This is a genomic window from Kitasatospora sp. NPDC049285, assembly GCF_040678815.1.
Classification (GTDB): Bacteria; Actinomycetota; Actinomycetes; order Streptomycetales; family Streptomycetaceae; genus Kitasatospora.
In genome coordinates, this window is the sequence record NZ_JBFAQR010000041.1 from 29,665 (window position 1) to 52,517 (window position 22,853).

At 73.9% G+C, this 22,853-nt stretch carries 23 protein-coding genes, 1 tRNA gene and 1 riboswitch; of the genes, 13 read left to right on the forward strand and 11 right to left on the reverse strand.

The genetic code is table 11. The features are described 5' to 3' along the window. Nucleotides 1-53 precede the first annotated feature (53 nt). Nucleotides 54-1,322, forward strand: a complete 1,269-nt coding sequence (locus AB0K51_RS23685; protein ID WP_363458800.1) for a sugar ABC transporter permease — start codon at nt 54-56, stop codon at nt 1,320-1,322. 58 nt (nt 1,323-1,380) lie between these two features. Here the strand turns inward: AB0K51_RS23685 and AB0K51_RS23690 are convergent, their stop codons facing one another. After that, nucleotides 1,381-1,608: a hypothetical protein gene (locus tag AB0K51_RS23690; protein WP_363458745.1), complete on the reverse strand. Its 228-nt coding sequence runs from the start codon at nt 1,606-1,608 to the stop codon at nt 1,381-1,383. Between the two features lie 157 nt (nt 1,609-1,765). On the opposite strand from AB0K51_RS23690, the gene AB0K51_RS23695 reads away from it, so the two are divergent. Beyond that, complete coding sequence (locus AB0K51_RS23695; RefSeq protein WP_363458746.1) at nt 1,766-2,947, forward strand: ROK family transcriptional regulator; 1,182 nt, start codon at nt 1,766-1,768, stop codon at nt 2,945-2,947. Nucleotides 2,948-3,038: 91 nt separating this feature from the next. Here AB0K51_RS23695 and AB0K51_RS23700 read toward each other — a convergent pair whose 3' ends face one another. Further along, nucleotides 3,039-3,182 carry a hypothetical protein gene (locus AB0K51_RS23700; protein ID WP_363458748.1) on the reverse strand — a complete coding sequence of 48 codons (144 nt, stop codon included), beginning with the start codon at nt 3,180-3,182 and terminating at the stop codon, nt 3,039-3,041. A 135-nt stretch (nt 3,183-3,317) separates the two neighbouring features. Then, entirely contained in the window at nt 3,318-4,106 is a 789-nt protein-coding gene (locus tag AB0K51_RS23705; RefSeq protein WP_363458749.1) for a GNAT family N-acetyltransferase, read from the reverse strand. A gap of 95 nt (nt 4,107-4,201) precedes the next feature. Here AB0K51_RS23705 and AB0K51_RS23710 point away from each other — a divergent pair, with 95 nt between their 5' ends. The 5 genes from AB0K51_RS23710 to AB0K51_RS23730 all read left to right on the forward strand — a co-directional run bounded on the left by AB0K51_RS23710 (nt 4,202) and on the right by AB0K51_RS23730 (nt 7,052). Next, complete coding sequence (locus AB0K51_RS23710; RefSeq protein ID WP_363458750.1) at nt 4,202-4,615, forward strand: MerR family transcriptional regulator; 414 nt, start codon at nt 4,202-4,204, stop codon at nt 4,613-4,615. Nucleotides 4,616-4,635: 20 nt separating this feature from the next. After that, nucleotides 4,636-4,959: a thioredoxin gene (gene trxA / locus AB0K51_RS23715; protein ID WP_363458752.1), complete on the forward strand. Its 324-nt coding sequence runs from the start codon at nt 4,636-4,638 to the stop codon at nt 4,957-4,959. 114 nt (nt 4,960-5,073) lie between these two features. Continuing rightward, nucleotides 5,074-6,120: a hypothetical protein gene (locus AB0K51_RS23720; RefSeq protein WP_363458753.1), complete on the forward strand. Its 1,047-nt coding sequence runs from the start codon at nt 5,074-5,076 to the stop codon at nt 6,118-6,120. A gap of 53 nt (nt 6,121-6,173) precedes the next feature. Further along, the gene (locus AB0K51_RS23725) at nt 6,174-6,596 is read left to right on the forward strand and encodes a MarR family transcriptional regulator (protein ID WP_363458755.1); all 423 of its coding nucleotides are present in this window, start codon (nt 6,174-6,176) and stop codon (nt 6,594-6,596) included. 30 nt (nt 6,597-6,626) lie between these two features. Next, nucleotides 6,627-7,052 carry a PPOX class F420-dependent oxidoreductase gene (locus AB0K51_RS23730; protein WP_363458757.1) on the forward strand — a complete coding sequence of 142 codons (426 nt, stop codon included), beginning with the start codon at nt 6,627-6,629 and terminating at the stop codon, nt 7,050-7,052. Nucleotides 7,053-7,059: 7 nt separating this feature from the next. Here AB0K51_RS23730 and AB0K51_RS23735 read toward each other — a convergent pair whose 3' ends face one another. After that, entirely contained in the window at nt 7,060-7,737 is a 678-nt protein-coding gene (locus AB0K51_RS23735; protein WP_363458759.1) for an aquaporin, read from the reverse strand. 160 nt (nt 7,738-7,897) lie between these two features. Here AB0K51_RS23735 and AB0K51_RS23740 point away from each other — a divergent pair, with 160 nt between their 5' ends. After that, on the forward strand, nt 7,898-8,665 hold the full coding sequence (locus AB0K51_RS23740) for a MerR family transcriptional regulator (RefSeq protein ID WP_363458761.1): 768 nt from the start codon (nt 7,898-7,900) through the stop codon (nt 8,663-8,665). A gap of 31 nt (nt 8,666-8,696) precedes the next feature. Here AB0K51_RS23740 and AB0K51_RS23745 read toward each other — a convergent pair whose 3' ends face one another. After that, nucleotides 8,697-9,716 (reverse strand): helix-turn-helix domain-containing protein, encoded by a 1,020-nt coding sequence (locus AB0K51_RS23745; RefSeq protein WP_363458763.1) that lies wholly within the window; start codon nt 9,714-9,716, stop codon nt 8,697-8,699. A 477-nt stretch (nt 9,717-10,193) separates the two neighbouring features. On the opposite strand from AB0K51_RS23745, the gene AB0K51_RS23750 reads away from it, so the two are divergent. Together AB0K51_RS23750 and AB0K51_RS23755 are read left to right on the forward strand one after the other, a co-directional pair. Next, complete coding sequence (locus tag AB0K51_RS23750; protein WP_363458765.1) at nt 10,194-10,838, forward strand: SigE family RNA polymerase sigma factor; 645 nt, start codon at nt 10,194-10,196, stop codon at nt 10,836-10,838. Further along, nucleotides 10,838-12,163, forward strand: a complete 1,326-nt coding sequence (locus AB0K51_RS23755; RefSeq protein WP_363458767.1) for a hypothetical protein — start codon at nt 10,838-10,840, stop codon at nt 12,161-12,163. Before AB0K51_RS23750 ends, AB0K51_RS23755 begins: the two co-directional genes overlap by 1 nt. A 55-nt stretch (nt 12,164-12,218) precedes the next feature. Here AB0K51_RS23755 and AB0K51_RS23760 read toward each other — a convergent pair whose 3' ends face one another. Continuing rightward, nucleotides 12,219-13,709: an aminopeptidase P family protein gene (locus AB0K51_RS23760; RefSeq protein ID WP_363458769.1), complete on the reverse strand. Its 1,491-nt coding sequence runs from the start codon at nt 13,707-13,709 to the stop codon at nt 12,219-12,221. 129 nt (nt 13,710-13,838) lie between these two features. After that, a complete protein-coding gene (locus AB0K51_RS23765) occupies nt 13,839-15,197 on the reverse strand; it encodes a PP2C family protein-serine/threonine phosphatase (RefSeq protein WP_363458771.1) in 1,359 nt (452 codons plus the stop codon). A 333-nt stretch (nt 15,198-15,530) separates the two neighbouring features. Between AB0K51_RS23765 and AB0K51_RS23770 the strand changes: the two genes are divergently transcribed. Then, entirely contained in the window at nt 15,531-16,196 is a 666-nt protein-coding gene (locus AB0K51_RS23770) for a bifunctional DNA primase/polymerase (protein ID WP_363458772.1), read from the forward strand. Nucleotides 16,197-16,356: 160 nt separating this feature from the next. On the opposite strand, the gene AB0K51_RS23775 is transcribed toward AB0K51_RS23770, so the two are convergent. The 4 genes from AB0K51_RS23775 to AB0K51_RS23790 all read right to left on the reverse strand — a co-directional run bounded on the left by AB0K51_RS23775 (nt 16,357) and on the right by AB0K51_RS23790 (nt 20,508). Further along, on the reverse strand, nt 16,357-17,334 hold the full coding sequence (locus tag AB0K51_RS23775; RefSeq protein WP_363458773.1) for a DUF5926 family protein: 978 nt from the start codon (nt 17,332-17,334) through the stop codon (nt 16,357-16,359). A 65-nt stretch (nt 17,335-17,399) separates the two neighbouring features. Then, nucleotides 17,400-17,921 carry an ATP-binding protein gene (locus tag AB0K51_RS23780; RefSeq protein ID WP_363458801.1) on the reverse strand — a complete coding sequence of 174 codons (522 nt, stop codon included), beginning with the start codon at nt 17,919-17,921 and terminating at the stop codon, nt 17,400-17,402. A gap of 258 nt (nt 17,922-18,179) precedes the next feature. Next, nucleotides 18,180-18,992, reverse strand: coding sequence for a glycerophosphodiester phosphodiesterase (locus AB0K51_RS23785; protein WP_363458775.1), 813 nt, complete (start codon nt 18,990-18,992; stop codon nt 18,180-18,182). A 145-nt stretch (nt 18,993-19,137) separates the two neighbouring features. Continuing rightward, nucleotides 19,138-20,508 (reverse strand): cytosine permease, encoded by a 1,371-nt coding sequence (locus AB0K51_RS23790; RefSeq protein ID WP_363458777.1) that lies wholly within the window; start codon nt 20,506-20,508, stop codon nt 19,138-19,140. Continuing rightward, a riboswitch (TPP riboswitch) is annotated at nt 20,500-20,651 on the reverse strand. Its footprint overlaps the gene before it by 9 nt. 274 nt (nt 20,652-20,925) lie before the next feature. Here AB0K51_RS23790 and AB0K51_RS23795 point away from each other — a divergent pair. Both AB0K51_RS23795 and AB0K51_RS23800 read left to right on the forward strand, forming a co-directional pair. After that, a complete protein-coding gene (locus AB0K51_RS23795) occupies nt 20,926-22,626 on the forward strand; it encodes a trypsin-like peptidase domain-containing protein (RefSeq protein WP_363458779.1) in 1,701 nt (566 codons plus the stop codon). 64 nt (nt 22,627-22,690) lie between these two features. Next, a tRNA-Ser gene (locus tag AB0K51_RS23800) sits at nt 22,691-22,781 on the forward strand. The last annotated feature ends 72 nt before the right edge of the window (nt 22,782-22,853 follow it).

Here is a 22,853-nt window from a genome sequence, read left to right on the forward strand (position 1 = left end):
GCAACATCCCCGACCCGGACGGCGGCCGGCACCACCCGCTGCCCGAGGACACCATGCCCAAGGGCGGCGTCAACGCCCCCGTCCCGGTGGCCGCCGACGCCACGCCCGCGATCGACCCGCGGCTGATCGTCCGGCAGGAGGGCGTCAAGGGCTACTTCATCGAGTTCAAGCGCCGGGTGACCAGCGGCGAGCTGGGCTCGGCGCCGGTGGTGATCGCGCTGATCGTCATCTGGGCCGTGTTCGGCTCGCTGAACAGCAGCTTCCTGTCGGCGCAGAACCTGTCCAACCTGTCCCAGCAGATCGTCGGCACCGGCATGATCGCGCTCGGCGTGGTCTTCGTGCTGCTGCTCGGCGAGATCGACCTGTCGGTCGGCTCGGTCAGCGGCCTGTGCGCGGCGATCTTCGCGGTCATGAACGTCACCCACGGGGTCAACCAGTGGGTGGCGCTGCTGTCGGCGCTCGTCGGCGGCGCGCTGGTCGGCCTGATCCAGGGCTTCTTCTTCGCCAAGGTCGGCGTCCCCGCCTTCGTGGTCACCCTGGCCGGCAACCTCGGCTGGAACGGCCTGATGCTGCAGATCCTGGGCTCCACCGGCACCGTCAACCTGTCCGGCAAGGACATCGTCTCCAAGCTGTACAGCACCATCTACGGGCAGCAGGCCGCCGCCTACGGCGCGGCCGCGGTCGGGGTGCTGCTGTTCCTCGGGTCCTCGCTGCTGGACGCCCGGCGCCGGCGCACCGCGGGCGTGCCCTACCGGACCATGACCGACATCCTGATCCGCACCGGGGCGCTCGCGGTGGTGGGCTTCCTGGCGGCGTACACCCTGAACCAGTACAAGGGCCTGCCGCTGGCGCTGCTGATCTTCGTGATCTTCGTGGTGGTGCTGGAGTTCGTGCTGCGCCGCACGCCGTACGGCCGGAAGGTGTTCGCGCTGGGCGGGAACATCGAGGGCGCGCGGCGGGCCGGCATCAACGTGTCGGCGATCCGGATCACGGTGTTCATGATCTGCTCGACCATGGCGGCGATCGGCGGTCTCTTCCTGGCCGCGCAGATCCAGTCGGCCTCGCAGACCTCCGGCGGCGGCAACCTGCTGATGAACGCCATCGCGGCGGCCGTCATCGGCGGCACCAGCCTCTTCGGCGGACGCGGTTCCACCTGGTCGGCGCTGCTGGGTGCGCTGGTGATCGGCTCGATCCAGTCCGGGATGAACATCCAGGGCCTGAGCAACGCCATCCAGTTCATGATCACCGGCGCGGTGCTGCTGGCCGCGGTGGTCATCGACTCGCTGGCGCGGCGGACCCAGAAGGCGGCCGGCCGAGCCTGAGCCGTTCGCGGCAGCGCGATCCCCGGGGCCCTGGTTCGGGCTCCGGGGGTCGCTGCGTTCAGTGGCCGTTGATCAGCGCCAGGTGGACCACGGTGACCTGGGCCAGGTCCAGGGCTGCGTCCCGGCGGTGCCGGCGGGCCTCGGCCGACTCGGCGCGCTCGATCGCCTCGCGGCGGGCGTCGTCCTCGGCGGCGGCGTCCACGATGAACAGGTGGCGGCCGGAGCGGACCGTGGTGGCGTGCGGGATCTCGACGCACCAGCGGTGGCGGCTCTGCGTGGCGTACATCGGCCTTCCTCTCCCGGCGCGTGTCCCGAACCGGCCCATGAGGTACTGCTGTGGCCACGATAGGTATAGGCCAATTCGTCCGTCAAGAAGCCGAGCAGGACGATAAATAATCCTTTCCGCGGCACAAATCGGCTCCGGATTCGGTACCGTTCCGTTCATGACAGCTCCAGCCCCCGCCCCCTCGGCGCGCCGCCTGCGTACCCGGGCCACCCTGCTCGCCGTCCTCGGCGAACACGGCACGCTCAGCCGGGCCGACATCAGCCGGCTCACCGGGCTGTCCCGGTCGGCCGTCAGCAGCGCCGTCACCGACCTGCTCGGCGAGGGACTGGTCAGCGAGGCCACCGCCACCACCGCTGCCGGCCGCGGCCGGCGGGCCGGAGCCGTCACCCTGCGCCCCGCGCACGGGCTGGTGCTCGCCTTCGACTTCGGCCACACCCACGTCACCGCGGCCGTCGCCGACACCGCCGGCACCGTGCTCGGCGAGGCCGGGGACCGGCTCGACGTCGACAACCACCCCCGCGAGGTGCTCGACGCCGCCGCCTCGCTCGCCGCCCGCGCCCTCGACGCGGCCGGCCGGAGCCTCGACGAGATCACCGCGATCGCCGCCGGCATCCCCGGCGCCCTGGACACCCGTACCCAGGTGGTCCGCGCCCCCTCCACGCTCTCCCAGTGGATCGGCATGGACCCCGCCGCCGAACTCGGCCGCCTCTTCGGCCGCCCCGTGGCCGTCGGCAACGACGCCGAGATGGGCGCCCGCGGCGAACGCGCCTACGGCGCCGGACGCTCCGTCAACGACCTGATCTACGTCAAGGCCTCCACCGGCATCGGCGCCGGGCTCCTGCTGGACGGCCGGATCTACCGCGGCGCCAGCGGCATCTCCGGCGAGATCGGCCACATCCAGCTCCCCGACACCTCCACCTGGTGCCGGTGCGGCAACCGCGGCTGCCTGGAGTCGGTCGCCTCCATCGTCGAGGTCCGACGCCGCCTCGCCCACGTCCTCACCCCCGGCGCCCGACCCGGCGAGGAACCCGACCTCCCGCCGCTCGACCAGCTGGCCGGCGTCCCCGCCGCCGCCCGGGTCATCAGCGAGGCCGGCCGCACCATCGGCCGCGTCCTCGCCGACCTGGTCAACTGCCTCAACCCCGCCGCCATCATCATCGGCGGCGAACTCGGCCTGGCCGGCGCCCCGTTGGTGGCCGGCATCCGCGAGTCCGTCGACCGCCACGCCCAGCCCGCCGTCGCCGAGGCCGTCGACATCCAGGTCAGCGGCCTCGGCCTGCGCTCCGAGCTGTACGGCGCGATCGACGCGGCGGTGGCGGTCTCGGCCGCCGCACGCTGACCGCGTCGCGGTCGGCACGGCGGTCACGGCCGCTGCACGTCGCTGGTCCGGCGGCGCTCCGGGCGGGTGCGCTCCGGCGCCTGGCGGTCCGTCAGCCCTGTTGTCGGGCGCGCTCGGAGAGGTGGCGGCGCTCCGGATGCCCGCGCTGAGCCGGGTGGTGGCGCCGGCGGAGGTCCGCGGCCCGGCCGCCGCGCTCGACGAACTCGGTCGGCTGGAGGACGAGTTGAGTCGGCACCACCGCTTCCACGCGGTCCACGCGGTCCGCGCGGAGCCGCCGGCCCGCACCGGCCAGGTCCTGCTGGCGGTGCTGACGGTGCTGACGGTGCTGACGGCGGTGGCCGCCGGGGCGGCTGCGACGCGCCCGGTTGGGTCAGTCGGCCGGCGGGGTCCAGACGTACGGGGTGGTGGTGGTGACGGCGTGCATGCCGAGGCGGCGGAGGATGGGGGCGCTGTCGGGGGAGGCGTCGACCTGGAGGTAGGGGATGCGGCGGTCGAGGGCCCAGCGGGCGCGGTGGGCGACCAGGGCGCGGTAGATGCCGCGGCCGCGCCAGGGGGCGAGGGTGGAGCCGCCCCAGAGGCCGGCGAACGGGCTGCCGGGGCGGTGCACCAGCCAGGCGGCGGAGACCACCTGGGCGTCGGCCTCGGCGACCAGGACCAGGAAGTGCTCGGGGTCGGCGGCGCGGCGGGTGAGGTCCTCGGCGAGCCAGCTCCAGTCCTCGTCCCAGACGGCGGCCTCCATGGCGGCGATCCGCCGCATGTCGGCGGCGTCGGTGACCTGACGCAGCGTCACGCCCTCGGGGGCGGGGCCGGGGGTGGCGAGTTCGGCGGTGACGCCGATCAGCACGGTCTCCGGGTCCTCGGCGGCGAAGCCGGCGGCGCGCAGCCGGTCGGGCAGGTCGGCGGGCCGGTCGTGGCCGCGGGTCTTCCACTCGACGGCCTCGCCGCGGGCGGCGAAGAAGTCGCGCTGACGGGCGATCAGCGCGTCCAGCTCGGCGCCGTCCAGGCCGAGGTCGGCGGCGGGGGAGGTGACGAAGCCGCGGAAGCCGCCGTACTTGCGCAGCAGCGGGCCGTCGCTGTCGTGGGTCTCGTCGTCGCGGCGGGCGCCGAGGCCGCGCAGGTGCTCGTCGTAGGCCGCGAGCAGGGCCGTCAGGTCGGTCATTCCGCCGACTGTAAGCGATCTTGGGAAGCGCTTTCCCGGAATTTCCCGGAAATTCCGCTGGCCTTGACGCCGGGGTGAAGGTCTAGCGTCGTGGCATGCGGATCGGCGAACTGGCGGAGCGGGCCGGGACCACCACTCGGACGCTGAGGTACTACGAGTCGCGCGGGCTGCTGCCCGCGCGGCGCGGCGGCAACGGCTACCGGTCGTACGACGAGGAGGACCTGCGGCTGCTGCGACAGATCCGGGTGCTGCAGGACTTCGGGTTCGAGCTGGAGGAGACCCGGCCGTTCGTGGAGTGCCTGCGGGCCGGTCATCCGGCGGGCGACTCGTGCCCGGCCTCGCTGGAGGTGTACCGGACGAAGCTGGCCGAACTGGACGCCGTGGCGGCCCGGTTGGCCGAGGTCCGGGAGCGGGTGGCGGCGCAGCTGGTGCAGGCCGAGGCGGCTCGGGACGCGCTGGCGGCGGTGGAGCCGGAGCCGCGCTGCGAGCTGGTCCGCACCGAGGAGTGACGAGTGAGAGGGAGGATGCGATGGGTGTGGTGCGGAGCGTGACCGACCAGGACTTCGCGACCGAGGTGCTGGCGGCCGAGGGTCCGGTGCTGGTGAAGTTCACCGCCGACTGGTGCCCGCCGTGCCGGATGATCGCCCCGGTGCTGGCGGAGCTGGTGGACGAGCAGGCGGGCCGGCTGAAGATCGTCCAGTTGGACGTGGACGTCAACCCGGAGACGCAGGCCGCGTACGGGGTGCTGTCGATGCCGACGCTGATGGTGTTCCAGGGCGGTGAGCCGGTGCGCTCGCTGGTCGGGGCGCGGGCGAAGGCGCGGCTGCTGCGGGAGCTGGACGACCTGCTGTAGGCGGTCGCGGGCCGCTGTGAGTGCGGCCACAGGGCGGGGCGCGGTCTGGATCCGGGGAATCGTTGCGTTGTAGAGTGCAACCAAATAGTTGTACTTACCAACGATGGAGCTGCGATGTCCACGGCGTCCCCGGCGCCCCGCCCCGCCCTGCGGCACGTCCTCACCCACCTGGTCACCCCGCTGCTGATGTGCCTGGGCATGGGGATCGCCTACCTGTCCGCCTTCCACGCGCCCGCCCCGCACCAGCTCAAGGTCGCCGTGATCGGCCAGAGCCCGCAGGACCGGGTGCTCGCCCAGACCCTGGCGGACCGGGCCGGCGACGCGCTGGACGTCGGCACCGTCGCGACCGCCGACGACGCCCGGCAGCGGCTGCTCGACCGCGAACTGGTCGCCGCCTATCTGCCCGACCCGGGCGCGCCCACCCTGCTGGTGGCCACGGCGAACTCGGAGACCTCGGCCGGCGCCGCGCAGAAGGTGTTCACCAAGGTCGCGGCGCAGCAGGACAAGCCGCTGACGGTGCAGGAACTCACCCCGCTGCCGGCCGGCGACCCGACCGGGCAGGGGCTGTTCTTCCTGCTGGTGGCGCTGAGCATCGGCTCCTACGGCAGCGTGGCGGTGCTCGGCGCGGCCGGTGCGGCGCTGTCGATGCGGGTGCGGGCGCTGCTCGGCCTCGGGGTGTCGCTGGTGGTCAGCCTGGTCGGTGCGCTGCTCGCGGGGCCGGTGTTCCACGTCGTCGACCACGGGCTGGCCGGGGTCTGGGCGATGTCCTGGCTGTACGCGGCGGGCATCGTGGCGATCGGCACCGCGCTGCACGCCTTCCTCGGCCGGTGGACCACGCTCACCATGATGGCGCTGTTCGTGATGCTGAACTTCACCAGCTCCGGCGGCATCTTCCAGCCCGAGCTGCAGAACGGCTTCTTCGGCGCGCTGCACGCCTTCTGGAACGGCGCCGGATTCCTGGAGGGCGTCCGCGACCACGTCTACTTCGGCGGCCGGGCCGGCCTGGGCGGCCACCTCGCCACCCTGCTCGCCTGGTTCGCGGCGGGTGCGGCGCTGCTGGCCGTCGCGGCGGCGGCCGAGCGCCGGCGCGCCGTGCCCGTCCCCGCCCCGGCCCTGGTCGAACCGGCGGAGGAGGAGATGGAGGAGGCGGTCGGCGTGTGAGGGCGGGTGCCCCTACCGTGGTCGCAACACCGCACGACGAAGGAGCCGCCGCCATGCCCGACCGCGACGTCGCGCTGGAGACCATCCAGCGCGAGCTGACCGCGTTCGCCCGCCGGGCCCGCCACAAGGCAGCCCAGCTGCACCCCGACCTCTCGCTGGTCACGTACAGCATGCTCGACCTGGTCAAGGAGCGCGGTTCCTGCCGGGCGGCGGATCTGGCGGCGCACTTCATGCTCGACAAGTCCACCGTCAGCCGGCAGGTCGGCGCACTGGAGCGGCTGGGCCTGGTCAAGCGCGAGGCCGACCCGGACGACCAGCGCGGACAGCTGCTGCACCTGACCGACGCGGGCGAGCAGCTGCTCGCCGAGGCGTACGAGCAGCGGCGGCGGGCCTTCACCGACCGGTTCGTCTCCTGGGACGACGAGGACCTGGGCCGTTTCGCCGACTACCTGGTGCGTTACGGCGAATCCGAATGACCGGACCGGCCGCCCTGGCAGGATGACGCCATGCCCAGGATGACCGAACCCGAGTGGCGCGAGTTCCTCGCGCACGGCACCCGCACCGGAAAACTCGCCACCACCCGCGCCGACGGGCGCCCGCACGTCGCGCCGATCTGGTTCCTGCTGGACGGCGACGAGCTGGTGTTCAACACCGGCAAGGACACCGTCAAGGGCCGCACGCTGGCCCGCGACGGGCGGGTGATGCTCTGCGTGGACGACGACCGGCCGCCGTTCGCCTACGCGCTCGTGGAGGGCCGGGCCGAGATCAGCGAGGAACTCGCCGAGGTGCGCGCGTGGGCGGGCCGGATCGCCGCCCGGTACATGGGCGAGGACCGCGCCGAGGAGTACGCGGCCCGCAACGGGGTGCCCGGCGAGCTGCTGGTCCGGGTGCGGATCGAGAAGGTGATCGCGGAGCGCGGCGTCGCGGACTGACGCCGCCTCACACCCCGGGCGCGGCCTGGAACAGCGCGGTGGCCAGCGCCAACCCGGCCGCCGCGCCCACCAGTTGGGCGATCAGGAAGCCCGGCAGCGAATGCGGGGCGATGCCGGCCGGATCGGCGGCCACGGCGCGGGCCAGGGTGAGCGCCGGGTTGGCGAAGCCGCCCGAGGGCACCGCCCAGCCGGCCGCGACCACCCAGCCGCCGACCGCGAGCGGGGCCAGCGCGACCCGTCCGCCGCGCACCAGGGCGGCCACCAGCAGGATCAGCACCCCGGTGGCCACCGCCTCGCCGAGCCACTGGCGCGGCCCGTCCCGGTGCACCGCCGACACCGCGGGCAGCCGTCCGAACATCGCTGCCGCCAGTGCCACCCCGCCTGCCGCGCCCAGCAGTTGGGCCGCCGCATAGCCGGCCGCGGTCCGGCCGGCGCCGGGCTCGCGGCGGGCCGGCCACCAGGCGGCGGCGGTGACCAGCGGGTTGAGGTGGCCGCCGGAGACCGGCGCGAACAGGGCGATCAGCACGGCCAGCGCCGCCGCCGGCGCGAGCGTCCCGGCCACGGCGCCCACGCCGCCCGCCGGGCCGGACACGGCCTTCAGGCCCGCACCCACGGCGGTCGCGGCCAGCACGGCGGTGCCCACCGCCTCGGCGGTCAGCCGCCCGGCCAGGGAGTTCGTCGACATGCGGCCATGCTCGGGGCCCGGCCCGGCGGCGGACAATTGGCGGGTAGGCCCAAGCTCCGGCCCGCCCGGGCGGGTCCGCTCGGAGGAGCACACGGATCCGGCTTGACCCTCACGCGACGTGAGGCCGCAGGCTTCAGGTCGACGGGAGAGGAGGAACGCGATGAGCGGATACACGGTGGGACAGCTCGCCACCCTCGCCAAGGTGACCGTGCGCACCCTGCACCACTACGACGAGATCGGGCTGCTGTCACCCGGCGGCCGCACCCCGGCCGGCTACCGGCGCTACAACGACACGGAGGTCGACCGGCTGCAGCAGATCCTGTTCTATCGCGAACTCGGCTTCCCGCTGGAGGAGATCGCGGCGATCCTGGACGACCGCTCGGTCAGCCCGAGCGAGCACCTGCGCCGGCAGCGCGAACTGATCGGCGGCCGGATCAGGAAACTCGAGGAACTCGCCGCGGCGGTCGAACGAGCGATGGAGGCAAGGACCATGGGCATTCAGCTGACCCCGGAGGAGAAGTTCGAGGTGTTCGGCGAGGACTACCAGGAGAGCTGGGAGGACGAGGCCGAGCAGCGCTGGGGCGACACCGCCGCCTGGGAGCAGTCCCGGCAGAAGACCAGCCGCTACACCAAGGCGGACTGGGAGCGGATCAAGCAGGAGGCCGACGGCATCAACGACGCCCTGGTGGCGGCGTTCACCGCCGGCGCGGCCGCCGACAGCCCGGAGGCGATGGACGCCGCCGAACGGCACCGGCAGCACATCGGCCTGAACTTCTACGAGTGCGCGCACCCGATGCACCGCTGCCTCGGCGACATGTACGTCGCCGACCCGCGGTTCACCGCCACCTACGAGAAGCTCGCCCCGGGCCTCGCCGCGTGGCTGCGCGACGCGATCCACGCCAACGCGGACCGCCACGAGCAGTCCTGACGGGTGAACCGACGGCGGCTCGGGACGCCGCTCAGGCGGCGGAGTCGCCGAAGGTGCGCCGGTAGGCGGTCGGCGAGGTGCGCATGGTGCGCCCGAAGTGGTGCCGGAAGGTCGCCGCGGACTCGAAGCCGACCGCCGCGGCGATCTCCTCGACGCTGCCCTCCGCCGACTCGAGCAGCGGCAGGCTGGCCGCGATGCGCTGGGTGGCCACCCAGCGCATCGGGCTGACGCCGTTGCGGGCGGTGAAGTGCCGCAGGTAGGAGCGGTCCGACATGCCCGCCGCCCGGGCCAGCAGCGGCACGGTCAGCGGCCGGGCCAGGTGCTCCAGCGCCCAGCGCATCGAACGGGCCACCCCGTCCTCCGGCTCGGCCACCGGACGGACCGCCGCCTCGATGAACTGCGCCTGCCCGCCGTCCCGGTGCGGCGGCACCACGAAGCGGCGGGCCACCGTGTTGGCCACCTTCGCGCCGTGGTCGAGCCGCACCAGGTGCAGGCACAGGTCGATCCCGGCGGCGCTGCCCGCACTGGTCAGCACCTGGCCGTCGTCCACGTACAGCACGTCCGGGTCGACCAGCACCGCCGGGTGGCGGCTGCGCAGCAGCTCGGCGTACCGCCAGTGGGTGGTGGCGGGCCGGCCGTCCAGCAGTCCGGCGGCGGCCAGTGCGAAGGCGCCCGAGCAGATCGAGACGATCCGCGCACCCCGCCGGTACGCGGTGCGCAGCGCCGCCACCAGCGGGTCGGGCGCCCCGCGGTACGGGTCGGGCACGCCGGCGACCACCACGGTGTCCGCGGCGGCCAGCTCGTCCAGGCCGTGACGGGGCGTCAGCGAGAAGCCGCCGACCGCCTCCAGCGGGTGCCCGGGCCGCTCCGCGCAGACCTTGACGTCGTACCAGGGCGCCGCCAGCAGCCCGGCCAGCTCGGGCCGGGCGAGCGCGAACACCTCGACCACCACGCCGAGTTCGAACGGGGCCATGCCCGCGAAGGCGTACAGCGCGACGGTGTGCACGGGCGCCGGGCGGCTGCCGATGACGACGGACACGGGCGCGGCCATGCGGTGCTCCAGATGCGGCCAGAAGGTGGTGCGCGGTTCGCGGTGAGTGTAGCTCCGGCGGTCCGCGAAAAATGCTTGGAACTGACTCGCAACCCCCCGGGAGGATGGACGTCTATCCGGGTGAGAGCCGGCGGAGCGGACTCGGGGAGAACCCGCTCCCGGCCCTGGCCTCGACTCCACCGATTCCACTCCTAGGGGGAACCTGCGATGGCCGCGTCCACCGATACCCGTTTTGCGAAGAATGTCGTCATGCTCCGCTCCGGCTGGGGCCGGCGTCACCGGCGCCGGACCGTCTGACGGTCCGTCCGGACCTGCCGGGACCTGCAGCCGGTCGCGGTGAGTCGGTTCCACCCGGGCGGCGGGTGCGGGGTGCGATCACCCCGAACCGCGCCGCCTGATCCTGCGTCACCAACACCGAACCGGCGGCGGGAAGGAGCGTCCCGCCGCCCCCAGGGGGGACGGAAGACCACGATGGCGATGGCGATCACGCCACCGGCGGCCCGCCTGGCGCGCGGCCTGTTCCGGGGCGTCATGACCGCGCTGCTCGGCGTGCGCGACACCGCGCCCGAACCGGAACCGGCCGCACCCGCCGGACCCGGACTGCGCGTGCTGGCCGGCGGCCGCGCCGCCGACGGCGAACGACCCACCCTAACCGGCCTGTACCACGCCCACCGGCTGCAACTCGTCCGGCTGGCGGTCCTGCTGGTGGACCACCACGACATCGCCGAGGACGTCGTCCAGGACGCCTTCACCGAGCTGTACCGCAAGTACGGCGACCGGCTGGACGACCTGGACAACGCCCTCGGCTACCTGCGCACCTCGGTGGTCAACGGCGCCCGCTCGGTGCTGCGCCGCCGCCGCACCGCCCGCGCCTACGTCCCCCCGCACGAGGCCGACGAGCCCTCCGCCGAGGACCGCGCGGTGCTCGGCGACGAGCACCGCCGGGTCCTCGCCGCCCTCGGCGAACTGACCCGGCGGCAACGCGAGGTGCTGGTGCTGCGCTACTGGTCGGACCTGTCCGAGGCACAGATCGCCGAGACCCTCGGGCTGTCCCGGGGCACCGTGAAGTCGACCGCCAGCCGGGCCCTGGACGCCCTGGAGAAGCACCTGGAGAAGGCCTGATGAGCGAGGACCACAAGGCCGAGCGCCCGGTCGAGCAACTCCTGCGCGCGGCGCTCGCCGCCCGGGCCGAGCAGGTCACCCCGCAGCACCTGCGCCCGATGCCGCCGCTGCGCCGCCGCCCCCGGCACCTGCGCCCGGTGGTGCTGGTCGTCGCCCCGCTGCTCGCCCTGGCGGCCTCGCTGACCGCCTACCTGAGCGCCGACAGCGCCCGCCCGGCGGCCGAGCACGACACCGGTCCGGTCGCCGGCGTCACCGCGTCGCCCAGCCCGAGCGCGTCCGAGGCCGCACCGACCCCCGCCCCGGACGTCGGCGCCGCCGCCGACGCCTCGACGGAGGACTCCGCGGACGCGGTCGAGCCGGGGAGCGGTGCCCCGCCGCTCGGCTCGCACCGGGTCTTCAAGGACGTCGGCTTCACCCTGCCGACCGGCTGGAGCGTGCCGGACCAGAGCCCGGTCAACTCGCTGTGCGTGCTGAGCCCCGGCGGCTCCGGCAAGCCGGTCGGCGACTGCCTGCCGTACGGCGTGCGGCTGGTCGTCCTGGGCGCCGGCGGTCAGGGCGCCGTGGACTGGCCGAACGAGCAGGCCCTGGAGTCGGCGGCCGGCTGGCAGCAGCTGCCGGCCTGCCCGGTCTGGGGCAACCCGCACCCGATGCCCGCGGCGGCCCGCGCCAAGCAGCAGCAGGCGCCGCAGCGCTCGGTGGTCAAGCTCGGCAGCCGGTACGCCGAGCAGGTCGGCTGGCACGTCGACTGCGGCGACGGCTCGGCCGTGGACCTCAAGGTGTGGGGCTTCCCGGGGGAGATGGTCTACCTGGTCGCCGCCGGGATGAAGGCCGACTACCAGGACGACCTGGCCGCGCTGGCGCAGAGCCTCGACGTCAGCGCCCGGAGCGGAGGCATCGCCGGCGCCCGGGACGTCAAGGTCACCACCGACCTGCCGGCCGCGCTCGACACCAAGGGCGGCACCGCCCCGCAGACCTTCACCGTCACCTACACCAACTACAGCCCGACCGACTACCGCGCCGTCCGGCCGGAGCTGCTGGTCGCGGCCGGCACGGCGCAGGGCGCGGTGACCGCGGAGCGGCTGGACGGGTCGACCTGGACCCGGCTGCCCGCCGACTCCTCCCACGGCGACCCCGCCAGCGCCGCCGCGGCCTTCGCGCTCGCCCCCGGCGCCAGCCGCACGGTGACCTTCCGGCTGGCGTTCGCGGTGCCGGCCGGCCAGCACCCGGCGGTGGTGGTGACGCCGCGGGCCGGGGTGGCCGACCCCCGGGCGCCGAACGGCGTCCGGTACGTCGGCGAGCGGATCACCGACCTGACGGCCTCCTGACACGCCGCCGCCCCCGGCCGGAACTCCGGCCGGGGGCAGCGGGCGTGACGCCGGGTCAGGCGGTGAGGGAGGCCATCCACGCCTCGACCTCGTCGGCCTGCCGGGGCAGGCCCGCCGACAGGTTCTCGTTGCCGTCGGCGGTGACCAGGATGTCGTCCTCGATCCGCACGCCGATGCCGCGGTACTCCTCGGGGACGGTCAGGTCGTCGGCCTGGAAGTACAGGCCGGGCTCCACGGTCAGCACCACGCCGGGCTCCAGCAGCGAGTCGACGTAGTCCTCGCGGCGGGCGTGCGCGCAGTCGTGCACGTCGAGGCCGAGCATGTGGCCGGTGCCGTGCAGGGTCCAGCGGCGCTGCAGGCCGAGCTCCAGCACCTTCTCCACGTCGTAGACCGAGGCGTCGAGCAGGCCCCACTCCAGCAGGCGCTCGGCGAGCACCCGCTGCGCGGCGTCGTGGAAGTCGCGGAACCGGCCGCCCGGCTTGACCGCGGCGATGCCGGCCTCCTGGGCGTCGTACACCGCGTCGTAGATCCGGCGCTGGAGCGGGGTGAACCGGCCGTTGATCGGCAGGGTGCGGGTGACGTCGGCGGTGTAGAGGGTGTGGGTCTCCACGCCGGCGTCCAGCAGCAGCAGCTCGCCCGGGCGGACGTCGCCGTCGTTGCGCACCCAGTGCAGGGTGGTGGCGTGCGGGCCGGCCGCGCAGATGGAGCCGTAGCCGACGTCGTTGCCCTCGACCCGGGCGCGGCGCCAGAAGGTGCCCTCGATCCAGCGCTCCGAGGTGGCGACGGCCTGGCCGAGCTCGCGCACCACGTCGGTGAAGCCGTTGACGGTGGAGTCGCAGGCGGCGCGCAGCTCGCCGATCTCCCACGCGTCCTTGACCAGGCGCAGCCCGGACAGGAAGACCTTCAGCTCGTCGTCCTTCTCGGAGTCGAGCTGCTCGGCCAGGGCGGCCTCCAGCGCGGCGTCGTAGCCGCGCACGATCCGGGTCGGGACGCTCTGCGCGGCCAGCTCCTCGGCGGCCTTGCGGACGTCGCGGACGGGCAGGCCGTAGAGCTCGCCGGCCTCGGTGAGCGAGTGCCGGCGGCCGACCCACAGCTCGCCCTGGCCGCTGAGCCAGAACTCGCCGTTCTCGCGGTCCGAGCGGGGCAGCAGGTAGAGCGCGAACTCGTGGCCGCCGTCGACCGGCTCGGCCACCAGCAGGGCGTCCTCGGTCTGGTTGCCGGTCAGGTGCACGAACTCGGTGGCGGCGCGGAAGGTGTACTCGGTGTCGTTGGCGCGCACCCGCAGGTTGCCCGCCGGGACCACCAGGCGCTCGCCCGGGAAGGCGGCGGACAGCTTGGCGCGCCGCTCGGCCGCGTAGGGGGCCTGCGCGACCGGCTGCAGGCCGTGCAGCTCGGTGTCGGCCCAGCCGGAGCGCATCGACGCGGCGAGCTCGTCGGAGATCTCGCCGTACAGGCCGTTCTTGCGGCTCTTGATCGGCTTCTCCTCCTCGCCGTCGGCGGACCCCTCGGGGTTCTCGGACACCGCCGGGCTGCGGTCCTCGGTCACGTACGTCGCCTCCTTGCGCGTAGTGCCGCCCCACTCGTCCCGGATCGCGGGACACGAGGGGCGGACGTCGCCCCCATCGTACGTAGGGCTGTTCGAGTGGAGAAAGGCCGTTCGACCCCTGGTGGGGTGCTACTCGAAGCGGACGACCAGCAGCACCAGGTCGTCCTCGCCCGGCTCCTCGCCGCCCGCCTCCACCAACAGGTGCGTGCACAACCGCTCCGGGTCGAGCCGGACGTCCCGCGGCGCGTCCGCGGCGGCCCGGCGCAGCGCCGCCTGCCCGGCGTGCAGCGTCGGCCCGAACCGGCGGGCCAGGCCCTCGGTGTACAGCACCAGCAGGTCGCCGCGCTCCGCGGTCAGCTCCACCCCGGGCGCCTCCCAACAGCTCAGCATGCCCAGCGGCGCGGACAACGAGGTCTCCACGAAGTTGGCGCCGAACCGGGTGAGCAGCACCGGCGGGCAGTTCGCCGCCCCGGCCAGCGAGATCCGCCGCTCCACCGGGTCGACGCAGGCGTACACAGCGGTCGCCGACCGGGTCGGCTCGGTGGTCTTCAGCAGCAGCTCCAGGTCGCCGAGGACGGAGACCGGGTCCTCGCCCTCCAGCACCGCGTAGGCGCGCAGCGCCGCCCGCACCCGGCCCATCGCGGCCGCCGCGCCCGCCCCCGCACCCGGTCCCGCACCCGGACCGCCGCCGAGCACGCTGCCCACGGTCAGCCCCAGCGTGTCGTCGGGCAGCGCGATCGCGTCGTACCAGTCGCTGCCCGCCGCCCGGTCCAGCGCCGCGGGCACGCAGCGGGCGGCGATCCGCAGCCCCGCCGGGGACGGCAGGTGGTCCGGCAGCAGCGAACGCCGCAGCGCCGCGGTGGCCCGCACCGCCCGGTCCGCCGCCAGCTCCCTGGCCAGTAGCGGCGCGGCGAACTCGCAGAAGCGGCGCACCAGATGACGGCGGCGCTGGTCCGGCCGGCCCGGCTCGTCGTAGAACCACACCGCGGCGCCCAGCGCGCCCTCGCGCTCGGTGCGCAGCGGCAGCGCGTAGCAGGCGCCCAGGCCGAGCTGGGCGGCGACCTCGCGGAAGCGCGGCTCGACCGCCGGGTCGGCGGCCAGGTCGGCGATCAGCAGCCGCCCGGACTCCGCGCCCTGGCTGAGCAGCCCGGCGAACGGGCCGTGCTCCACCGGGACGGTCTCCAGCGCGCCGAGCATCGCCCGGTCCAGACCCAGCCCGACCGGTCGGGCCAGCGTGCGGGCCGGCCCCGGCCGCACCGTGACCACCAGGCCGCGCCGCGCGCCGAGCAGCGCCGCGCCGGAGTCGAGCAGCGCGTCCAGCGTCCCGTCCAGCCCGTCGGCCCGGGCCAGCAGTTCCAGGTGCTCCTGCAGATTGGTGAAATCGGACAGCCATCCGGCCAAACGGTCCTGCAGACCGGCCGCCGGCGCCCCGACCGCGCCGAGCTCGGCCAGTGCCGGCTCGGACATCAGCGGCTGGATGTCGGTCATGTCGCAACTCCCCACAATCCGGAACGTGTCACGCAGGACCCCCAGACCGACCGAAACGATGTCTTTACTCACTACTCGGCACGATTCCCCCACTTGTACACAGGCCGATCGGGGCATGTCCAGGAGCGGGCGGGCCGGGCGGTGCCAGGGATCGTATGCGCAGGCCGCCGAGGTGCCACCCGGGCCGGACCGCACTCACTCGTACGGTGGAACCACGGCCCGCCGACCCGCGTCCATCCGGACGTATGGGGGATTCTCGTTCCAGGGCCCGGTGTTCGCCGCCGGCCGCCTCCCCCGCCCTCGCTCACCCGATGCGGAAAGGAACGAGCCGCCATGCGCCCCACCGGCCGAGGCCAGTTGTCCGAGCGGGTGACCCGGCTACTGCCCGGGCGACGGCGGGTCCGGGCCCTCGCCCTGAGCGCCGCCCTGGAGGCCGCCACCGGCCGCGGCTGGCCGGTCGTCCCCGGCGCCCGCGCGCTGCGCGGCGCCGCCGGACCGTGCTCCTGCGCCGACCGGGCCTGCCCGACGCCCGGCGCCCACCCCGACGACCCGTCGCTGGAAGCCGCCACCACCGACGTCCGGATGATCCGCTACTGGTGGGAGCGCCGCGCCCCCGGCGCCCCGGTGCTGGTCGCCACCGGCCGCGCCCTCGGAGCCGTCAGCCTGCCCCGCCCGGCCGGCCCGTGGCTGCTGCGCCACCTCGACGAGATCGGCGTCCCCTGCGGTCCGGTGCTCGGCACCGCCAACCGCTACGTGCTGCTCACCGCCCCGTACACGCTGCCCGAACTCGGCGCGCTGCTCGCCGAACGGCCCTGGGTGCCGGGGGTGCTGCGCTACCACGGGCCCGGCGGCTACCTGGTGCTGCCGCCCGCGCGGACCGGCTCCGGCGCGGTGCACTGGGTGCGCCGCCCGATCGAGGACGAGCCGTGGCTGCCGCAGGTCGGGACGCTGCTCGGCGGGCTGATCACCGCCAGCGCGGTCGCCCTGCCGCACCGCTGAGCGGGCAGAAAAAAGCCCGACCGCTGGCGACGGGGGATGCACCAGCGGTCGGACTGTTCAAACAGTAACAAAGATCCGGCTCCGCGCCAATTTGTCCACGCCGAAAGGCTCTTGGGATTTCGACGGGGTCAGATTCCCCTGTGACGCGGCTCACTTCCGGTCAGTTCAGGGTGACCTGACGGCTCACCAGGTTCGCCCGGGCCCGGCGCTCCTCCGCGGTCAGCGGCGCCGGCGCGGCCAGCACCTCGGCCAGGCGGGCGGCGAACTCGGCGGCCGGCTTCTCCACGTCCGCGGCGGTCACCTCCAGCGGCAGGTCCCACACCGGCACGGTCAGGCCGTGCGCCCGGAACGAGCCGACCAGCTTGGTGCCCTCGCCCAGCGAGCTCTCGCCCGCCGCCGACAGCCGGGCCAGCGCGTCCAGCAGCTGCTCCTCCGGGACGGTCATCACCCAGCGCAGGTGGTTCTTGTCCGGGGTGCCGCACCAGTACGCGGAGTCCACGCCCGCCAGCTTCTCGGTCGGGATCGCCGAGGCGTTGGCCCGCTCCAGCGAGGCCGCCACCTCGCCGGTCGCCGAGTCGGCGTCCTCCAGCCAGAACTCGAACCCGGTGTGCACGGCCGGAGTGAACTCGGCGGTGGTGTCCAGCAGTTCCTGCAGGCGACGGCCGCCCGGCACGGTCCGGCGGGCCGGCACCGGGGAGCCCGGCTCGGTGGTCAGCGCCAGCTCCAGGGCGTCCGCCAGGTCACGGCTCAGGTCACCGGAGGACGACTGGGTCTGCAGGCCCAGCAGGATCGAGCCGTCCGGGCGACGCAGCGCCGGCCAGGCCAGCGGCAGCACCGTCGCCAGCACCACCGACGGCACCTCGCCGACCGCCTCGTCGGCCACGCCCGCCGCCAGCGTCAGCGGCACCGTGGCAGCCGGCACCAGCTCGCGCAGCGCCACCCAGTCCGCCTCGCCCGGCAGCCCCTCGAACGGGCGGTGCACCAACTCCTGCACCGCGTGGGCGGCCTGACGCCCGTGGCAGGCCTTGTAACGGCGGCCCGAGCCGCACGGGCACGCCTCGCGCGCTCCGACGACCGGCACCTCGCCCTCGACGACGGTGGACTGGCTGGGCTGCTTCTTCGCGGCCTTCTTGGCCATGGTGCGGCTCTCCCGGGAACGGCGGACGTTGCACCGCGCAGCCTACTTCGCCCCGGGCCTCCCGCTCAGGCGCTGCGCCGGTGCCCGCCGCCCACCACCTGCCCGAACGCGGGCAGTTCCGCCCACACCGTCACCTGACCGGGTGCGTGCCGCACGCCCCAGTCCCTGGCCAGCTTCCCGACGATGCTCAGGCCCCGACCGCCGTGCGCCGTCACCGACGGACTGCCCGGCAGCGGACGCGTCGTCGCCCCGCCGTCGGTCACCTCCAGCGTCAGCAGACCGTCCCCGTGCATCTCCCAACTCACCAGCACCGTTCCGCCGTCTGACGGATCATCGGCGGGATCGTCCGGCTCGTCCGGCTCGTCCCGGTGATCCACCGCGGCCAGCGGCCTGGCGTGCCGACAGGAATTGCTGAGCAGTTCGGAGAGGATCAACACCGCGTCGTCAATCACCGCATCAGGTATCGAACGGTCGCCGAGATCGCTGCGCAGCCTTCGCCGCGCCACCGAGACGCTGGCCGGACCATGTGGAACGGCCATCGCGGATGAGGTCGACCCGGCCTGAACTGGCACAGCTCGCGCCACCATCAACGCCACCCCCGGACCTCCTTCAGCATCTGCCGAGGGATGGATGCCCGCGCTTAATGCATCGGAAACGGGCGTTCGACGATCCGGTGGGGGCATTAACGGCATCACCACGCACGGTGGGCGAAAGGTGAGCTACGTCTCACGTTGCGTTGTCATGCCGCCCCCGTAGGAAAGGGCGTCGGGAAATACCCCGTTCGGTATTTACCGACACGCAATCCGGGCCACCGGTGCGTCCGGTGTCCGGCTCCGCTGGGGTGCTCAGCGGCCGAGCTGCGCCCGTACCTCGGCCGGGCGGTTGGTGATCAGCGCCTCCACGCCCAGCTCCAGGCAGAGTTCGACGTCCTCCGGGCGGTCCACCGTCCACACGTGCACCGGGTGGCCGGCCCGGCGCAGCGCCGTCACCAGACCGGGGTCGCGGCGCACCAGGTCGATGCCCGGACCGGCGATCGCCGCGCCGCCCGGCAGCGCCCGGGTCCGTCCCAGCACCGGCAGCCGGCGCTCCCACAGGTACACCCGCGGCACCGCCGGCGCGGCCCGCCGGACCCGGTGCAGCGCGAGCTCGGAGAAGCTCATCACCCGCACCGTCGAGTCCTCCGGCGTGGCCGGCAGCAGCCCGAACCGGTCCAGCATCCGCAGCAGTTCGGCCTCCACCCGGCCCGCGTAGCGCACCGGGTGCTTGGTCTCGATCGCCAGCTCCACCCGCCGCCCCGAGTCCGCGACCAGCTCCAACAGCCGCTCCAGCGTGAGGATCCCACTGGGCGTCGGGTCCGCGGGCGACTTCCACGAGCCGAAGTCCAGCGCGGACAGCTGGGCCAGCGTCATCGTCGACACCACGCCCTGGCCGTCCGAGGTCCGCGCCACCGTGCGGTCGTGCACGCACACCAACTGCCCGTCGGAGGTCAGCCGGACGTCGCACTCCAGCCCGTCCGCGCCCTCCTCCAGCGCCCGCCGGTACGCCTCCTCGGTGTGCTCCGGCAGCGCCGCCGAGGAACCCCGGTGGGCGATGACCTTGACCGCCGTGCGGTCGAGCGGGGCGGCGAGGGCGGCGGTGGCGTTGTGCTGGGCGTTCACGCCAACCACCCTACGCGGGGCCGGATGTCGCCCGGCCGCCGCCACGGCGACCACCGGGTGAACACCCGTCGGCCCTACGCCTGCTCGGCCTGCGCGTGCTCTACCTGCGCCTGCCGTGTGCCTACGCCTGCTGTGCCTGCTCCGCCTACGCCTGCTTTGCCGCTACCGGGCGCTCCAGCGCCGACACCGCGCCGGTGGCCAGCGCCGCGACCAGGAAGGAGAACAGCGAGGCCGAGCTCCACGCCTGCGGGGTGAAGTGCACCGCCTGCTGGACGTTCGCCCACAGGTCCGTCCACCAGCCGGCGATCGCGGTCGGCGCCAGGAACTGGTAGGTCGCGAAGCCCAGCACCCACGGCAGCAGCATCACCCAGCGGGACGGTGCGTCCTGCGCCAGGTTCCAGCCGCGCCGGCCCGCGCCGAGGAAGTAGTCCACCGCCAGCACCGCGAACAGCGGCACGAAGACCGAGCCGATCAGGCCCAGGAAGGCGTAGTAGGAGTCGGTGAACTCCTTGATCTGCAGCGCCAGCAGCGTCACCAGCACGCCGATCCCGCCGGTCAGCACCCGCCGGTCCACCCTCGGCAGCAGGTTGTGGATCGACATCGCGGTCGAGTACACGTTGGCGAAGGACTGGTCGGTCTCCCGCAGCACCAGCACCAGCAGGAACGCCCAGCCCGCCGCCACGCCGGTGAACGAGCCGAGGATCTTCTCCGGGTCGCCGCCGGACTGCAGCAGCGCCACCACGCCCAGCAGGTAGCACCACACCTGGGCCACCGTGTAGCCGGAGAACGTCCCCCAGAACGCCTTCGCCGAGCCGCGCGCATGCCGGGTGTAGTCCGCGGCCAGCGGCACGAAGGAGATCGACACCGCGATCACCGCGTCGGTCGCCTTCAGGAAGCCGTGCCAGTTGCCCGCCCCCGGGTCGGGGAAGCCGTGCCGGGCGAACTGCGCCGTGAAGTACACCATCGCCACGCCCACCGCGACGGCCACGTACTTGCGCAGCACCGCGATCGCGCCCAGCGGCCAGATCGTCAGCACCGTGGTCAGCACCCCGGCCAGCAGCACGAACAGCCACCGCCAGCCCTCGGTGCCCGCCACCGTCTGCGCGCCCCAGGCGATCACCGTCAGCTCGTACACGCCCCAGCCGACGCACTGGAGGATGTTCAGCACCGTCGGCACGTACGACAGCCGGGTGCCGAACAGGCCGCGCAGCACCGCCATCGCCGGGGCGCCGGTCCGGGCGCCGATCAGCGCCGCCACCGCCAGCATCGCGGTGCCGATCGCGGTACCCGCCACGATCGCGGTCGCCGCGGCCGAGAAGCCCAGCTCCTCGCCCTGCGCGCCGAGCACCGTGGCGGCACTGGTGAAGCCGATCAGGCTCACCCCGAGGTTCGCCCAGAGCGCGAAGAGCGCCCGGAAGTCGAGGGTGCGCGGAGGCGCGGTGTCGAGGGTCAGCGGGGCCTCGGCCCGCGCGGACGCCGCAAGATCGGAAATTGGGGCAGACGGAACAGCCGTCATGGCCGATACTCCCTACGCCGGCATTACCCGGACAGGTTCCGGCGGTCAGCGCCCCCTCGACCCGACCCGGCGTCACCGCCATGGCCTACGGTCGATCCAGCGCACTCTCAGCCTGGTTGGTCCAAGCTCCCGCGATGTCTTCGGTTTACAGGAGCGACAGGCTAGCCTCCGGGCGGGAGAACGCCAAGGCCAGGGGTGGCTTTCCCGGAGGGATCCGGTGCCGGCGGACCTGTACCGGGTGTGCATGTCAGGGCGACCTAAGGCTTCTCATGGATTCTTCAGGGGCCCGCTTACGGCATCCGAATCCGGCATAGGAAAAACTGTCTTCCGAGGTCGCCGCGCCAGGACGCGGCGACCGTGGTGCCAAGTCCCGAACCGGGTCGCGGCCCGAAGTTCTGTCAGCGATGGAGGTCGTCCGTGAGCACCGAGCACGCGAGTGGTACCACCCCGCCGGAGGAGGGGCCCCGGCCCACCGGCACCGAGGCGGTAGCTTCCGCTCCCGCGCCCGGCCACGATCACCGGGGCGACGCGCCCGCCTACCTGGACGCTCCGCCGCCGGTGCTGCCGGCTGCGCCTGCTGCTCCGGCTGCCGACGACACGATCCAGCTCGGGAAGGCGCCGGAGACCGTGGTGGACGGTCCGGCGCCGTTCCAGAACCCGTACGGCTCGCCGGCCGCGCCGACCAACCCGTTCGCTCGGTCCGCCGAGGGCTCCGTTCCGGCGGAGGGGACAGGCCCTGCGGGAGCTCCGGTCGCGCCGGTTGCTGCGGATGCCCCGCAGGTCGCGCCGGTGGCCGCCGGCAACCCGTTTGCCGCACCGGAGGGTTCCGGTTCTCCGGCGGGCGTCCCGGGCGGTGCCGAGGGGCAGTCGCACCACCCGTTCGGCGCCGGCCAGCCGGTCGGCGGCTGGGCGTACCCGTCCGGCGGCGACGCGGGCGTGCCCGGCGGTCCGGGTCCGGAGTGGGGCGCGGGTGCGCCGCAGCCCGGCAAGGGCAAGAAGCGCGGCGGGATGATCGCCCTGGTCGCGGCCGTCGCCCTGGTGGCGGGCCTGGCCGGCGGGCTGGTCGGCGCGGCCGTCACCGACAAGGACGGCGGCAGCTCCAACACCGGCGCCAGCCACTCCAGCACCACCGTCACGGTCGGCGACAACCAGAAGACCAACGACCGCTCGCCGGAGTCGGTCGCCGGGATCGCCGCGAAGGCGCTGCCGTCCACCGTCACCATCAAGGCGCAGGGCTCCTCGGAGTCCGGCACCGGCACCGGGTTCGTCTTCGACACCGAGGGCCACATCCTGACCAACAACCACGTGGTCGCCCCCGCCGCCAACGGCGGCAAGCTCACCGTCAAGTTCTCCGACGGCTCCTCGTACACCGCGTCCGTGGTCGGCCGTGCCCAGGGCTACGACGTCGCGGTGATCCGCCTCGACAACCCGCCCACCGGCAAGCTGGTCCCGCTGCCGCTCGGCGACTCCGACAAGGTCGCGATCGGCGACGCCACCATCGCGATCGGCGCCCCGTACGGCCTCGAAGGCACCGTCACCACCGGCATCATCAGCGCCAAGGACCGCCCGGTCGCCTCCGGCGACGAGACCGGTGCCCAGGCGTCCTACATGAACGCCCTGCAGACCGACGCCTCGATCAACCCCGGCAACTCCGGCGGCCCGCTGCTCAACGGCTCCGGCGCGGTGATCGGCATCAACTCGGCCATCCAGTCCAACACCAGCGGCAGCGGCCGGGCCGGCTCGATCGGACTCGGCTTCGCCATCCCGATCAACCAGGCCAAGTGGGTCGCCCAGACCCTGATCAAGGACGGCACGCCCGTCTACGCGATCCTCGGCGTCCTGCGCAACGACGACTACAAGGGCGACGGCGCCCAGATCCAGACCGCCGCCGTCCAGGGCACCGCCCCCGTCACCGCCGGCGGCCCCGCCGACCAGGCCGGCCTCAAGCCCGGCGACGTGATCACCAAGCTCGGTGGCATCACCATCGACAGCGGCCCGACCCTGGTCTCCGAGATCTGGACCCACAAGCCCGGCGAGAAGGTCGACGTCGAGTACACCCGCGACGGAAAGACCGCCAAGACCACCGTCACCCTGGGCGAACGCAAGGGCGACAACTGACCCACCCCACCCCGAAACGGTGTGCACCGAACCCGCCCCGACCCGTTAGGCTGGCCTCCGCCAAGGAGGGTTGCCCGAGCGGCCTAAGGGAACAGTCTTGAAAACTGTCGTGGCGTGACCCGTCACCGTGGGTTCAAATCCCACACCCTCCGCCAGGGTGGATGAAACCACAGCTCAGGGCGGGTACCGGAGGATTCCGGTACCCGCCCTGACGCGTTGTCGCCCTC

Bases quoted from the DNA above. Each gene is read 5' to 3' on its own strand.
- AB0K51_RS23685 (WP_363458800.1), top strand. From the start codon at position 54: ATGCCCAAGGGCGGCGTCAACGCCCCCGTCCCGGTGGCCGCCGACGCC.
- AB0K51_RS23690 (WP_363458745.1), bottom strand. From the start codon at position 1,608: ATGTACGCCACGCAGAGCCGCCACCGCTGGTGCGTCGAGATCCCGCAC.
- AB0K51_RS23695 (WP_363458746.1), top strand. From the start codon at position 1,766: ATGACAGCTCCAGCCCCCGCCCCCTCGGCGCGCCGCCTGCGTACCCGG.
- AB0K51_RS23705 (WP_363458749.1), bottom strand. From the start codon at position 4,106: ATGACCGACCTGACGGCCCTGCTCGCGGCCTACGACGAGCACCTGCGC.
- AB0K51_RS23710 (WP_363458750.1), top strand. From the start codon at position 4,202: ATGCGGATCGGCGAACTGGCGGAGCGGGCCGGGACCACCACTCGGACG.
- trxA (WP_363458752.1), top strand. From the start codon at position 4,636: ATGGGTGTGGTGCGGAGCGTGACCGACCAGGACTTCGCGACCGAGGTG.
- AB0K51_RS23720 (WP_363458753.1), top strand. From the start codon at position 5,074: ATGTCCACGGCGTCCCCGGCGCCCCGCCCCGCCCTGCGGCACGTCCTC.
- AB0K51_RS23725 (WP_363458755.1), top strand. From the start codon at position 6,174: ATGCCCGACCGCGACGTCGCGCTGGAGACCATCCAGCGCGAGCTGACC.
- AB0K51_RS23730 (WP_363458757.1), top strand. From the start codon at position 6,627: ATGCCCAGGATGACCGAACCCGAGTGGCGCGAGTTCCTCGCGCACGGC.
- AB0K51_RS23735 (WP_363458759.1), bottom strand. From the start codon at position 7,737: ATGTCGACGAACTCCCTGGCCGGGCGGCTGACCGCCGAGGCGGTGGGC.
- AB0K51_RS23740 (WP_363458761.1), top strand. From the start codon at position 7,898: ATGAGCGGATACACGGTGGGACAGCTCGCCACCCTCGCCAAGGTGACC.
- AB0K51_RS23745 (WP_363458763.1), bottom strand. From the start codon at position 9,716: ATGGCCGCGCCCGTGTCCGTCGTCATCGGCAGCCGCCCGGCGCCCGTG.
- AB0K51_RS23750 (WP_363458765.1), top strand. From the start codon at position 10,194: ATGGCGATCACGCCACCGGCGGCCCGCCTGGCGCGCGGCCTGTTCCGG.
- AB0K51_RS23755 (WP_363458767.1), top strand. From the start codon at position 10,838: ATGAGCGAGGACCACAAGGCCGAGCGCCCGGTCGAGCAACTCCTGCGC.
- AB0K51_RS23765 (WP_363458771.1), bottom strand. From the start codon at position 15,197: ATGACCGACATCCAGCCGCTGATGTCCGAGCCGGCACTGGCCGAGCTC.
- AB0K51_RS23770 (WP_363458772.1), top strand. From the start codon at position 15,531: ATGCGCCCCACCGGCCGAGGCCAGTTGTCCGAGCGGGTGACCCGGCTA.
- AB0K51_RS23775 (WP_363458773.1), bottom strand. From the start codon at position 17,334: ATGGCCAAGAAGGCCGCGAAGAAGCAGCCCAGCCAGTCCACCGTCGTC.
- AB0K51_RS23780 (WP_363458801.1), bottom strand. From the start codon at position 17,921: ATGGTGGCGCGAGCTGTGCCAGTTCAGGCCGGGTCGACCTCATCCGCG.
- AB0K51_RS23790 (WP_363458777.1), bottom strand. From the start codon at position 20,508: ATGACGGCTGTTCCGTCTGCCCCAATTTCCGATCTTGCGGCGTCCGCG.